Below are 12,761 nucleotides of genomic sequence, written 5' to 3'. Positions count from 1 at the left end.
CTCGCAGGCACTGGGACGCTCGTCAGCGTACTAGGCCGGGCCGCCCGCGGCAGGGGACGCCCAGGCCGGCGGCGGGTTTGGCCGGGCCGGAAACCGAGGGCTACTGTTGTCGTATGGCAACGATCGGCTCGGAGCCGGCCGGCGGCGGCGCCTGACTCGTACAGAGGAGAGATGAGAGTGCCGGAGCACGACGTGACCGGATCGGCGCCGCGGTGCGCGAGCGCCTTCCCGGACGAGCGTCGGGAACGGACCGCCCGGCGCCGGGCCGGGGCCCCGCTGCTCCGCTCGATCTGCACGCGGTCCCGTGACGCGGCGGCGGACGCGGCAGGGGCCGGGGCCGACGCGTGGGCCGGGGTGCCCGCGCCGCGCGTGCCCGCCATCGCTCCGCTGCGCGCCGGATTCGCCGCTCCGGCCGGCGACGCGACGCCGAGCGCCGACCGCGTCGCCTCCAACGTCCGCCCGGCCATGGCGCGGACGATCGTACGGCTCGGCCTCGGCCTCGGGCCGGTGCTCACGCGGGCGTCGCGGTCCGGGCAGGGCGTCGTGGTCTCCCGTGCGGCCCACGGTGTGGGCGCGCGGTGAATCCGTCCACCGCCGGTCCGACGGCGTCCGTCCCGGTTCCCGGCTCTCGCGGCGTGCTGTCCGGCGCGCACCGGGGTGAGCCGGGCGACGGGCGGAGCGGACGACCGCGGTACGGCGTCACCGGGCGGAGCGCCGCGCACCGGGTGACCGGTGTGCCGGCCGGCGTCTCCGGTGCGGCCGTCGGCGGCCTGTTCCCCGGCCGGGTGCGTGCGGAGACCACCGCCACCACCCAGCCCCTGGCGACACGCACGGTGCCGGCCGGCTGGCGGGCGGTCGCCCCGGCGGGGCCGGGGGACGCCGACGGCGCCCGGACACCGCTGTCCCGCCCGAGGGGGACCTGATGCGGCCGTCCGGCCCGGACTGCGCGACCAGCCTGCCCATCGGCTCGGACGCGGATCTGGCCTGGGTCCGGCAGCAGGTGCGGCAGTGCGCGGCGCGGCTCGGTTTCGGCCTGGTGCAGCAGACCAAGCTGGTCACGGCGGCGAGCGAGCTGGCCCGCAACACCCTGGTGCACGGCGGCGGCGGGCATGTGGAGATCACTCCGCTGGACAACGGCCGTACCCAGGGTCTGCGGATGTGCTTCGTCGACAGCGGTCCCGGCATTCACGACCTGGAGCTGGCCATGACCGACGGCTACACCAGCGGGGGCGGCCTCGGTCTCGGGCTGAGCGGGGCGAAGCGGCTGGTGCACGAGTTCGCCGTGGACACCGAGCCCGGCCGGGGTACCACCGTGACCGCCGTCGCCTGGGTGGCGCACGTCCCCTCCTCGCGGCCGGGGGCCGGATGAGCCGGGTGTGGGAGGTCCGCGTCCACGGCTCCCCAGGGGTAGCGGACGCCCGGACGGCGGCGCGGGAGGCGTGCGGGCGCGCGGGGCTCGCGGCGCGCGCGGACGTTGCCGAGCTGGTCGCGACCGAGCTGGCCACCGGTCTGCTCCGGCAGGCGGGCAGCGGCCTCCTGGTGGTCAACCTGGTGCCGGCGCCGGCCGGTTCGGGCAGCTCGGTGCAGGTGTACGCCCTCGGCCACGGTCCGGGTGTCACCGAGGTGCCGGCCGCACCGTGCGACGGGTACGGCACGGCGGCCGACGCCCTCCAGCGGTACGGCGTACCGGGCCGGGGCACGGTGGCGGCGGCCCGGATCGACCCGGAGCCGGGCGCCGGGCAGCCGTCCGGCGGCGGGGTGTCCGTGGGCGGGATCGCCCTGGCCCTCGGGCAGGCGGAGGAGTGCGGCGACGCCTGGGGCTGGGCGCGCTCGGGCCGGCTGCTGACGCTGCTGCTCGCCGACGGCCTCGGCCACGGCGCGCGGGCCGCGCTCGCGGCCGACACGGCTGTGGCGGAGCTGCGCCGCGCCGCGCGGCTGCCGCCCGGGGACCTCCTGCGGCGGCTGCACACCGTACTGCGTCCCACCCGGGGCGCGGCGGTCGCCGTGGCCCAGGTGGACACGGAGCACGGGGAGCTGTGCTTCGCCGGGGTCGGCAACATCGGTGCCCGGCTGCGCGTCGGTGACCGCTGGTCCTCCCTGATCTCCCACCCGGGGATCGTGGGGGCGCACTTTCCGGCGCGCGTACCCTTGCGCCGGGTGCCGTGGCGCGGGGACAGTCTGCTCGTCGTGCACAGTGACGGGCTGCCCAGCCGCTGGAGCCCGCCGGACGATCCACGGCTGCTCGGCCACGACCCGCCGGTGGTGGCCGCTACGATCCTGCGCGACGCCGGCGGCCCCGGCCGCCCCCTTCGCGACGACACCAGCGTGGCCGTACTGGCCCCCGACCGCCGGACCCGCACACATGACAGCCGCTTCTGAGACCTGGACCATCGACTCCGCCGCCGCCGCGGTCCGCGCCCGTGCCCTGCTGGCGCGGGTCGCGGCGGACGCCGGCGTGCCCGCGTCCGAACGCGCCCGCTTCCTGGCCGAGGTCGGCTCCGGGCTGCGCCGGGCCCTGGCCGGGGGCCGCGCCGAACTGCGCCTGACCACCACGGCGGACGGGGGGCTGTGCCTGGAGGTGCCCGGGCCTCGGGAGTGGCGGTACACGCTCGACTGCCCCTCGCCCGTGCCGCTGCCGCTGCCCCGCCCGGACTCCCTGGACGAGGCGCGGCTCGCGGAGGCGCTGCTGGCGGCCGACGAGGACGCGGCCGGTGCCCTCGCGGGCCTGGCGGAGAGCGAGGAACTGGTCCGGTTCCACCGGGAGGAGCTGCACCAGACCAACCAGGGCGTGCTGGCGCTGCACGCCGAGCTGGAGGCCGCGGCGGTGGCGCAGAACGAACTGCTGGACGCCGAGCGGGCCGCGCGCGCCGAGGCCGAGAAGGCCCGTCGGCTGCTGACCTTCCTGGCGAACGCCAGCGCCGTGCTGAACGCCTCCCTGGACCACGAGGCGATCCTGCGCCGGCTGCCCGAGCTGCTGGTCCCGGAGTACGCGCGGCACGTGGACGTCTGGCTGCTGGACGAGGAGCCGGCCCAGGCGGCCGGGCGGACGGCGGCCACGGTGGCGGCGGCCCGCACCGGCCGGCCCCAGCACGCCGGCCCCCGGCCGGGCCGGCTGCCGGGGGTGGACGACCTGCCGGCGTCCGCGCTGTCCCCGGACCGGCCGCTGCTGTGCCTGCCGCTGGTCGCGCGCACCGTGCAGGGTGTGCTGACGCTGTCACCGCCCGGCGACCGGTTCGACCCGGACACCACGGTGATGCTCCTGGAGGTGGCCCGCCGGGCGGGCATCGCGCTCGACAACGCCCGCCGCTACGAGCAGCACCGGGACGTCGCCGAGGCCCTGCAACGCGCCCAGCTCACCGACCTGCCCGGAATGCCGGGCCTGGCGCTGGCCGCCCGCTATCTGCCGGCCACGCACGGTCTGAACATCGGCGGCGACTGGTACGACGCCTTCCCGCAGCCGGACGGCAGTGTGCTGGCGGTGATAGGGGACGTGACCGGGCACGGGCTGCGCGCCGCGGTGATCATGGGGCAGCTGCGCACCGCGCTGCGCGCCTACGCGGTCGAGGGCAACGGCCCGGCCCGGACCCTGACCCTGCTGCACCGGATGCTGCGCCATCAGCAGCCCGAGCTGTACGCGACCTGTGCGATCGCCCGGTTCACCCCCGGCTCGCCCCGGGTGGTGTGGGCCGCGGCCGGGCATCCGCCGGGCCTAGTCCGGGACCCGGACGGCGCGGTGCGGGTGCTGGAGGCCAAGCCCGGGATCATGCTGGGCGTTCCGGTGGCCTTCGAGTACGAGGAGCATTCCACCCTGCTGCCGCCGGGCTCGACGCTGGCGCTGTACACGGACGGTCTGGTGGAGCGCCGGTCGGCCGGGATCGACGCGGGCATCGAACGCCTCGCGCGGGCCATGGGCGCGCTGTCCGCGGCGGAGCTGGAGGAGCTGGGGTCGGCGGCCGACTCCCTGCTGAAGCCGATGCTGTACGACTCCGAACACGACGACGACACCTGCCTGCTGCTGTGCCGCACCACGGCGGAGGACCCGGCGGGGTGAAAGGCCGTGCGCCGGCCCGGGAGGGGGCCGGCGCACGGGTGCCGTCACTGGTCCTCGGCCGCGCCGTTCCGGGAGGTCAGACGGCGGCCGGGAAGCGTTCCCAGACCCGGTGCGCGCCCAGCAGTTCGACGAGCTGTTGCAGGACGACGCCGGCGCTGTCGCCCGTCACGACACCGGGCGAGTCGAGCGGGATGCCGGCCGCCTCCAGCGCGCTCTGGCCGCCCCGGGCCGCGCCGATCGCCTTGCCGTGCCGGTACGCCTCGGCCAGCAGCAGCCCCACGCGCGGGTCGGGGGTGGCCGGCCGGGTCGCGGGCAGGCCCGCCTTGGCGTCCCGGGCACCGTAGGCGTCCGCGCCGACGCCGGGGGTGCCGGCCACCAGCAGGGCGTCGAATTCCACGGAGCGTGCGGTGGCGTAGGTGCGCTGCACGGTGAGGGCGTCGGCGCCGGAGCCGAGGGTGCCGCCCGCCGGGGCGACGACCAGCGGGACCATGCCGCCGTCCAGCACCTCCTGGCGTACGGCCCTGACGCCCTCCAGGTCGCCGTCCTCGCCGGTGAGGATGCCGATGATCCGGCCGTCGGTGGGCCAGGTGCGGCCGACCTGGGAGAGGGCGGGGCTCGGCTCGACGTCGGCGAGCGGCTCGCTCGGCTCGGGCGCGGGCAGGCCGAGGCCGGCCGCGACGCCCGCGCACAGCTCCGGGTCGATGTTGGCCAGCACCCGCAACGCCCGTTCCCTGATCGCCACTTCGTAGCACTTGGCGAGTTCGAAGGTGTAGGCGCCGATGATGTGCTCGCGCTCCACCGGGCTCATGCTGAGCCAGAACCGGCGCGGCTGGCTGAAGTGGTCGCCGAACGACTCGGGGGCCTCGCGGACCTTCGTGGCCTCCGGCACCCGGACCGGGGTCTCGATGTAGGCGCCCAGGTCGGCGCCGGCGGTGAACGGGCAGCCGCCGTCGAGGGAGTTGGGGCGGTAGGGGGCCACGCCCCGGTGGACGGCGCTCTGGTGGAAGCCGTCACGCAGCATGTCGTTGACGGGGGCGTGCGGCCGGTTGATCGGGATCTGCCCGAAGTTGGGTCCGGCCAGCCGGGTGATCTGGGTGTCCAGGTAGGAGAAGAGCCGGCCGGCGAGCAGCGGGTCGTCGGTGACGTCGATGCCGGGGACGAGGTGGCCGACGTGGAAGGCGACCTGTTCGGTCTCGGCGAAGTAGTTCGACGGGTTGCGGTCGAGGGTGAGCAGCCCGATCGGCTGCACCGGGGCCAGTTCCTCGGGGACGATGTTCGTCGGGTCCAGCAGGTCGATGCCCTCGAAGGTCTGGTCGGGGGTGTCGGGGAAGGTCTGGATGCCGAACTCCCACTGGGGGTGGGCGCCCGCCTCGATGGCGTCGGCGAGGTCGCGCCGGTGGAAGTCGGGGTCGACGCCGTTCGCGATCTGTGCCTCCTCCCACACCAGGGAGTGCACGCCGAGCTTCGGCTTCCAGTGGAACTTCACCAGGGTGGTCCCGCCGGCGGCGTCGACCAGGCGGAAGGTGTGGACGCCGAAGCCCTCCATGGTGCGGTAGGAGCGCGGGATGCCCCGGTCGGACATGTTCCAAAGGGTGTGGTGGGTGGCCTCGGTGTGCAGGGTGACGAAGTCCCAGAAGGTGTCGTGGGCGCTCTGCGCCTGCGGGATCTCCCGGTCCGGGTGCGGTTTGCCGGCGTGGATGACGTCCGGGAACTTGATGGCGTCCTGGATGAAGAAGACCGGGATGTTGTTGCCGACCAGGTCGAAGACGCCCTCGCTGGTGTAGAACTTCGTCGCGAAGCCGCGGGTGTCGCGGACGGTGTCGGAGGAGCCCCGGGAGCCCAGCACGGTGGAGAAGCGGACGAAGACGGGCGTCTCGACGTCCTCGGCGAGGAAGGCCGCCTTCGTCACGCCGGCCGCCGTGCCGTAGCTGCGGAACACCCCGTGGGCGCCGGCGCCGCGGGCGTGGACCACGCGCTCCGGGATGCGCTCGTGGTCGAAGTGCATCACTTTCTCGCGCAGGTGGTGGTCCTGGAGGAGTACCGGGCCGCGCGGGCCGGCCTTGAGCGAGTGGTCGGTGTCGTACAGCCGGGTGCCCTGGGCGTTGGTGAGATAACTGCCGCTCTGGGCCATTCGGGCCTGGTCGGCGCCGGTGGGCTGGCCGGTGGGCGACACGGTGTCCGGGCCGGTCTGGTCGGGCTTCGGGGGCAGCGGCTCCCGGGGTTCGGTGGGCTCGGCCACCGGGGGCGACTCGAAGCCTGGTTTGCCCGGGATGCCGTCCTCGGGTCCCGTTCCGTCGCCTTTGAGGGCGTCCGTCACCTTCTCCGCCGCTCGCTTGAGGGGGTTGGTCTCGCTCATATCGGTCCATTCCTTCGCTGGTCACGGGACGGGCGCGGGGCGGCGACACCGGGGCGTGCGGATGACGCCCGTACGAGGTCCCCGGGCCGGGGCGTCCGAAACCGGGAATCGCGAGGGATGTCCCGGTCGGGGTGAAGTCGGGCCGTCTCCCATCGAGTTTCCGGGGCGAGGGGCCCGCCGGACGCGCTGGTCCGGTCCCGGGGACCGCCGGACGGGGCCAAGGGCCCCCTGCCGAGGGTGTCTTCGTCAGGAGGGCCGGCTTCTTGACCCGGGCGCGGACGGGCCGTGGCCCGTCCGCATGCGGCCACCCTAGGCGCTGCTCGCCGCCCCCGCAGTCCGGAACGGACCGGGAGGGGGCGGGCGGAACGCGCGGACCGGCCCGGAGCGGTGCTCCGGGCCGGCCTGCCGGCTACGCCGTACGGGGGGTGCTACGGGAAGGACGTCACCTTGGACGGGACGGTGCTGGTGCCCGAGGTGGGGGCGCCGGTGTTGTTGACGACGTGGGCGTACTGGCCCTTGCCGCCGAGGGAGATCACCTGGAGGTCGTGCATCTTGATGCCCGGGGTGGTGGGCACCTGGAAGCCGTGGGTCTGCACGATCGACGGGTCGGCCGTGAAGTTGCAGTAGCTGCCCAGGCCCCAGGCCTCGTGGCTGGTGACCGTGTCGGCGACCTTGTAGGCCGCGTAGCCGACGATGCCGTCGTGGGTGACTGCGGCGGCGTTCGGGACGTCGTACGCCTTCTCGTTCTGGAAGAAGATCGTGCGTCCGCGCTCGCCGTTCCAGTAGACGTCGTACTTGTTGTAGTGCTCGACGAACAGGCCGGTGGCGAGGACGTCGTCGCCGTTGACGCGCAGTCCGTAGTCGGCGCGGTTGGTGTCCCAGCCGACGCCGCTGCCGTGGTCGGCGCGCCACAGCCAGGTGTGGTCGATGATCACGTTGTTGCTGTTGACGACCACGGAGTTGGTGGCGAGCCCGGGTCCGGCACCGCCGACGCGGACGAACACGTCCTGCATGGAGGTGGGGTTGGCGGAGTGGTCGGCGGTCGAGCCGGGGGTGCCGATGCGCAGCAGGGTGTCGGAGTTGACCGGGCCCGCGTCGATGAGGAACCCGGCGAGCTTGACGCCGTCGACGTCGGCCACGTGCAGGGCGTCGATGCCGTTGTCCGGGATCAGGGTGGCGAGGCCCAGGCCGAGGACGACCGTGTCGGCCCGGTTGACGTCGATGGTCTGGTCGAGGTGGTAGACGCCGGGCGTGAACAGGAGGTTGAGACCCTGGGCGAGAGCGGCGTTGATGGTGGCCGCGGTCGCGCCGGGCTTGACGACGTAGAACTGGTCGAGAGGCAGCGAGGCGCCCGCGTTGGCCGGCCAGGAGACGCCCTGGGCGTTGGTGCGCTTGGCCGGGACGAACACCTTGTAGGTGGAGCCGTCCAGGTAGAGGAAGGGCTTCTCGCGGGAGACGGGCGTGTTGTCCAGGGTGGTGTACGGGCCGGTGTCGAAGTTGGTGGCGGGGGCGCCCTGGACGCCGGAGAAGGTCATGTTCCACACGCCGTTGGTCCAGCCGCCCACCGAGCTGTCGCGGGTGTACCACTGCTGCTGGGAGTAGGGGCCGACGGTGCCGTCGATCCTGGAGTCGGCGATGTAGCCGCCGGAGGCCCAGCCGTAGCCGTTCGGGGCGAGGTTGAGGCCGCCCTTGACGTGGATACGGCGGAACGGCGCGGCCTGGGCGACGGCCCAGCGGTCGTCGCCGTTGGACGGCGTGATCGCGAGGTTCTCCGCCGAACGCCAGAAGTTCTGGGTGGCGTTGCCGTTGAACCAGCCGGCGTCCACGGTGACGTCACCGTTGATCTGGGTGTCGTCGGGGTTCAGGCCGAGTCCGGAGATGGAGGTGTAGAAGCCGATCTGGGCGTTGACGCCGTTGTAGGTGCCGGGCTTGAGCAGGAACTGGTAGCGGCCGGTGCCGAACTGGTTCGACTCCTGCTGGGCGAAGACCTGGTCGAACTTCTGCTGGAGGTTCGGGGTGGAGGGGTCGACCACGATGACGTTCGGGCCGAGGTCGCCGCCGCCCTGGACCGGCGGGATGCCGGTGCCGCCGGTGTGCACGGCGACCTCCCACAGGGAGTAGCCGTAGCCGGTGCCGCGCGCGGTGCCGTAGACCCGCAGGTACCGGCCCGAGCCGCTGACGTCGTAGGACGCGGTGCCGCCGGTCGCGCCGGTGACGCTCTTCAGGGTGTTCCAGCTCTGGCCGTCGCCGGAGACCTGGATCTGGAAGTCCTTGCCGTAGGCGGCCTCCCAGGTGAGGTCGACCTCGCAGATGTCCTGCGTGGAGCCGAGGTCGACGCGCACCCACTGCGGGTCACCGGCCTGGCTGGACCAGCGGGTGCCGGTGTCGCCGTCGAAGGCGGCGGAGGCGGGGGTGCCGGCGTTCTCGGTGGAGGAGGCCGAAGCGGGCTTGCCCCGGGCGGCGTCGGCCGTGCCGCAGGTGGGCTGGGTGGCGGACGTCGAGCCGAACACCTGGAACTCCCAGAGGGAGTAGCCGTACTGGGTGGCCCGGTGCACGCCCTGGAGCCGGACGTAGCGGCCCTGTCCGCTCACGTCGAGCGTGTCGGTGCCGCCGTCCGAGCCGGTGACGGACTTCAGGTCGGTCCAGCTGGTGGTGTCCTTCGAGATCTGGACCTTGTAGTCCTTGCCGTAGGCGGCCTCCCAGGTGAGGACGACCTGCTTGACGTCGGCGGTGGCACCCAGGTCGACCTGGAGCCACTGGTCGTCGGTGGCGGCGGACGACCAGCGGGTCCCGGTGTTGCCGTCGACGGCGGCGGCGGCCGGGGTGCCGGCGTTCTCGGTGGAGGAGGCGGTGACCGTCTTCCCCTGGGACAACGGGGTCTCGGCGGCGGCGGCCGGCCCCTGGGTGAGGGGCAGCGCGACGCACGCGGCCAGCGCGGCCAGCGCGACTCCCAGGGGTCTCAATCTCGTACGGCGTGTGCTCATGTGGCGGCTCCCTGCGACTGCTGGGGTCGACGGAACGACCCACCGGCTTAGTTCATGTTTTGATTTAAGTGGTGAGTCAAGCAGCCGACAAGCCTTCGGAAGCCACATACTTCGAGGTGAACAGGGCGTACAGCAACGGGGGTCGCCCGCACAGGCCGGGAGGCCTGTGCGGGCGGGAACAATGTGGAGGCGGGGGCTACCCGCCGACCGGGGTGAAGGACAGGGTCTGTTCGGCTGCCGTGCGGCCGCCGCCGACGGAGCTGCCGCCGCGGTCGGTCCAGGTGCGCACCGGTGTGGTCTCGGCGAGGCGGCCCGAGGTGCCGGAGAGGCCGAGGACGAGGCCGCTGTAGCGGTTGACCAGGTGGTAGGTGCCCTTCGTCGCGGAGCCTGAGGTGTCCGGAATGACGAACCACTGCTGTCCGGCGGTCGGGCCGGCCGTGCTCGCCGCCGTGACGGTGGGCTTGGCGCCCCAGGCGCGGCCCGCCGTGCCGGTGGAGTCGACGCCCAGCAGCCGGCCGGTGGCGGTGTTGGCGAGGGTGAACGCTCCGTCGCCGGTCGGGGTGAACCGCCACAGGTCCCGGCCGGATACCGCCGGACCCGCGAGCGAGGTGGTGGCGGAGCCGCCGGAGCCCACGGCGAGCCGACGGCCCGCGCCGCTGGAGATCCGGTAGCGGCGCCCGGTGTCCACGGGGGAAGCGGCGGGCGCGGCGGGGTCGACGGTCAGGTCGACGTACTCGCCGGAGGCGTCGTGGGAGCAGCCGAAGGAGCAGTAGGTGCGGAAGGTCCTGCCGACGATCGCCGAGCCGGTGCGGCTCGTGCCGTCCAGGAACCAGCGGTACCAGGAGGCGGTGGTGTAGGTGCCGGTGTCGCCGATGAGCCGCCACTTCTGGGTGGCCAGGTTGTCGGTGGCGTACAGGTACTGCGGCGACTTCCCGCTCTGGTCGACGGCCTGCGGGGTGCCGATGTACAGGCCGAGGTGGGCGTCGTAGGCGATGTTCATGACGAACAGCGGCGAGGTCGGGGGTGTCCTGCCGGCCGCGATCTGCTCGGCGGTGGTCCCGGTGGTGGCGGGGTCGTACTCGGCGGCGGCGGGCGTGTAGCCGCCGGGGTGGGCCGCGTCGACGGGGACGACGTTGCTCTCCCGGCCGCCGGTGCCGGGCTGGGTCCAGGCGCCGTCGTACCACTTGCGCCAGGAGCCCGGCGCCATCTTCCCGGAGATCGGGGCGCGGGCCACGTGCTCGTAGAACGCCTTCCAGCTGCCGCCCTTGTCGACGATCCGCGAGCCGTAGTAGACGTAGAAGTACCCGGAGGCGGTGTCGACGAACAGCCGCTGGTCGCCGTCCCCGTAGGAGTACGTCTGGTGCGGGAAGGCGGCCGTGTCCCCGCGTTTCGTGCTGTACGGGGAGGTGATCACGTGGTCCTTGACGGTCCAGGTGCGGCCTCGGTCGGTGGAGACGGCGTAGTCGATCGCGTCGTAGTGCAGTCCGTCGCCGAAGGGCTGCGGGGTGAACTCGTTGTGCACCAGGCCGTACCAGTCGCCGGTGTCGGGGTCGACCCACAGGCCGGACAGGTCGCAGTAGTTCTTCCGCGCGTAGCCCGAGCCGCTCGGGGCGTACGTCGCCTCGCGGCCGGTGGGGCTGTTGTCGCAGCGCCAGGTGGTGTCGTCGTTGCGGTCGGCGGGGTTCGCCGGGTTCACGGCCTCGCTGAGCTTCTTGTCGTAGGTGGCGGTGTCGAAGTCCTTGCCGGTGTAGAAGTCCCAGACGCGCGGGTCGTCGGCGCCGTAGAGGGCGGCGGACTGCTGGTAGTGGAAGGTGCCGTCCCGGTCGAGGTAGGGGGAGGCCGGGGTGTCCGTGGGGTGGGGGAACGGCACCGGGGTGCCGACGGTCACGGTGTAGCCGGCGGCGGGGGCCGCGGCGGCCGCCGGGGCCGCTGTGCCGCCGCCCAGGACCAGGGCGGCGGTCGCGGCCAGGGCGCCGCCTGCTCTGCTGAGGAGTCGCAACGGGTGCTCCTTGTCGCCGAAGGGCCGGTTGCGGGGAACGATCCGGCCCCGGCCCGTGCCCCGGCAATGGACTCCGGTGCTCCGCCTCTTGCACTTTCGCGCGGGCGCCCCGGGGTCAGCCGGCCGGGTGCGGGTCGACGGACAGGGGTGTGTCCCAGTCCAGTTGGCGGATCAGGGCCTCGTCCGGGCCGGCGGGACGGCCCCCGGCCGGGCCGGGACGGCCGGACGTGTGGGTGCCGCGGGAGATGCCGCCGCTGACCGAGATGTTGTGCTCGGCGCGCGGGCGGCGGTGTGCCTCGTAGGCGGCGAACGCGCCCTCCGCGTCCGGGAGGTCGCGCAGCGCCTTGGCCAGCACGACCGCGTCCTCCAGGGCCATCGAGGCGCCCTGGCCGGTGGCCGGGGAGGCCGCGTGGGCCGCGTCGCCGACCAGCAGCACGCGCCCGGACCGCCAGGGGCTGCCGAGCGGCAGTTCGGTGGCGTCGGTCGCCATGATCGTGTCCGCGGCCTCGACCAGTCCGGCGGCCGGGGTGGCGTCGGCCCGCAGCAGCGGCAGCAGCTCCCGGCGCAGCGCCTCGGTCGGCCCGGCGGGGGTGTCGGACGGCAGCGGGTCTCCGCCGACGCGGGCGAACCAGTACGACTCCCCCGCCGGTGAGGTCGCGTGGCCGAAGGCGGCCCCGGTGCCGCGCACCATGGTGATGGTGGCGGCCGGTCCCGGCGCGGGTGGGGTGGTGGTGTAGCCGTAGTAGACGCGCTGGCCCGCGTAGCCGGGCCGGACGCCGGGGGTGAGGAGGCGGCGGACGGTCGAGTGCAGTCCGTCGGCGCCGATCAGCAGGTCGCCGGTGGCGGTGGTGCCGTCGGCGAAGCGGGCGGTGACGCCGTCCGGGCCGTCCGTCACGGACTCCAGCCGGGCGCCGTGCCGCAGCGGGATGCCGCGCCGGGCCGCCTCGGCCTGGAGGGCGGCGTTCAGCTCGCCGCGGCGCAGACAGCGGAAGCGCAGGGCGGGGTCGGCGGCCTCGCCGAGGGGGGCGTGCGCCTGTTCGGTGCCCCGGTCGTCGAGCAGCCGGAGCGAAGTCAGCGGAAAACCGACGGCCGTCACGGCGTCCGTGGCGTCGAGCTGGGCGAGTGCGCGCATGCCGTTGCTGGCGAGGGTGAGGAAGGCGCCGATGTCCTCGGCCGTGCCCGGGTGCGCCTCGTACACCTCCACGTGGTGGCCGGCCTTGCGCAGGCCCAGCGCGGTCGCGGTGCCCGCGATGCCGCCGCCGATCACCAGCGCCTTCGTCGTGTCCGTCGTGCTCAACTGCCACTCCTCGGTGCCGACTGCGGTCGTCCCCATTCAAGGGCAGGGGTGGGTACGGCGCGGCGGGCGGGGCC

General features: G+C 74.1%; 9 protein-coding genes. 5 read left to right on the top strand and 4 right to left on the bottom strand.

All coding sequences use genetic code 11. The features are described 5' to 3' along the window. The first annotated feature begins 177 nt into the window (after positions 1-177). The 5 genes from NX794_RS15960 to NX794_RS15940 are packed head-to-tail and all read left to right on the top strand — an operon-like array spanning position 178 to position 4,051. Complete coding sequence (locus NX794_RS15960; RefSeq protein ID WP_258779201.1) at positions 178-582, top strand: hypothetical protein; 405 nt, start codon at positions 178-180, stop codon at positions 580-582. Further along, positions 579-923 carry a hypothetical protein gene (locus NX794_RS15955; RefSeq protein ID WP_258779200.1) on the top strand — a complete coding sequence of 115 codons (345 nt, stop codon included), beginning with the start codon at positions 579-581 and terminating at the stop codon, positions 921-923. Before NX794_RS15960 ends, NX794_RS15955 begins: the two co-directional genes overlap by 4 nt. After that, positions 923-1,369 carry an anti-sigma regulatory factor gene (locus NX794_RS15950; RefSeq protein WP_258779199.1) on the top strand — a complete coding sequence of 149 codons (447 nt, stop codon included), beginning with the start codon at positions 923-925 and terminating at the stop codon, positions 1,367-1,369. The genes NX794_RS15955 and NX794_RS15950 overlap by 1 nt, the downstream gene beginning before the upstream one ends. Continuing rightward, positions 1,366-2,379: a SpoIIE family protein phosphatase gene (locus NX794_RS15945; protein WP_258779198.1), complete on the top strand. Its 1,014-nt coding sequence runs from the start codon at positions 1,366-1,368 to the stop codon at positions 2,377-2,379. Before NX794_RS15950 ends, NX794_RS15945 begins: the two co-directional genes overlap by 4 nt. Beyond that, complete coding sequence (locus tag NX794_RS15940; RefSeq protein WP_258779197.1) at positions 2,363-4,051, top strand: PP2C family protein-serine/threonine phosphatase; 1,689 nt, start codon at positions 2,363-2,365, stop codon at positions 4,049-4,051. The genes NX794_RS15945 and NX794_RS15940 overlap by 17 nt, the downstream gene beginning before the upstream one ends. A 76-nt stretch (positions 4,052-4,127) precedes the next feature. Here NX794_RS15940 and NX794_RS15935 read toward each other — a convergent pair whose 3' ends face one another. The 4 genes from NX794_RS15935 to NX794_RS15920 form a co-directional block, all read right to left on the bottom strand. Next, positions 4,128-6,407 (bottom strand): catalase, encoded by a 2,280-nt coding sequence (locus NX794_RS15935; protein ID WP_258779196.1) that lies wholly within the window; start codon positions 6,405-6,407, stop codon positions 4,128-4,130. A gap of 428 nt (positions 6,408-6,835) precedes the next feature. Next, positions 6,836-9,391, bottom strand: a complete 2,556-nt coding sequence (locus NX794_RS15930; protein WP_258779195.1) for a discoidin domain-containing protein — start codon at positions 9,389-9,391, stop codon at positions 6,836-6,838. A 196-nt stretch (positions 9,392-9,587) separates the two neighbouring features. Continuing rightward, positions 9,588-11,390, bottom strand: a complete 1,803-nt coding sequence (locus NX794_RS15925) for an RICIN domain-containing protein (RefSeq protein WP_258779194.1) — start codon at positions 11,388-11,390, stop codon at positions 9,588-9,590. A gap of 115 nt (positions 11,391-11,505) precedes the next feature. Further along, entirely contained in the window at positions 11,506-12,687 is a 1,182-nt protein-coding gene (locus NX794_RS15920) for an FAD-dependent oxidoreductase (protein WP_258779193.1), read from the bottom strand. Between the last annotated feature and the right edge of the window lie 74 nt (positions 12,688-12,761).

Origin of the sequence: Streptomyces pyxinicus (assembly GCF_024753135.1) — a bacterium.
In the GTDB taxonomy this organism is placed as follows: Bacteria; Actinomycetota; Actinomycetes; order Streptomycetales; family Streptomycetaceae; genus Streptomyces; species Streptomyces pyxinicus.
Note: the sequence above shows the minus strand (reverse complement) of the source record. Positions and strands in the feature narration are given on the sequence as shown.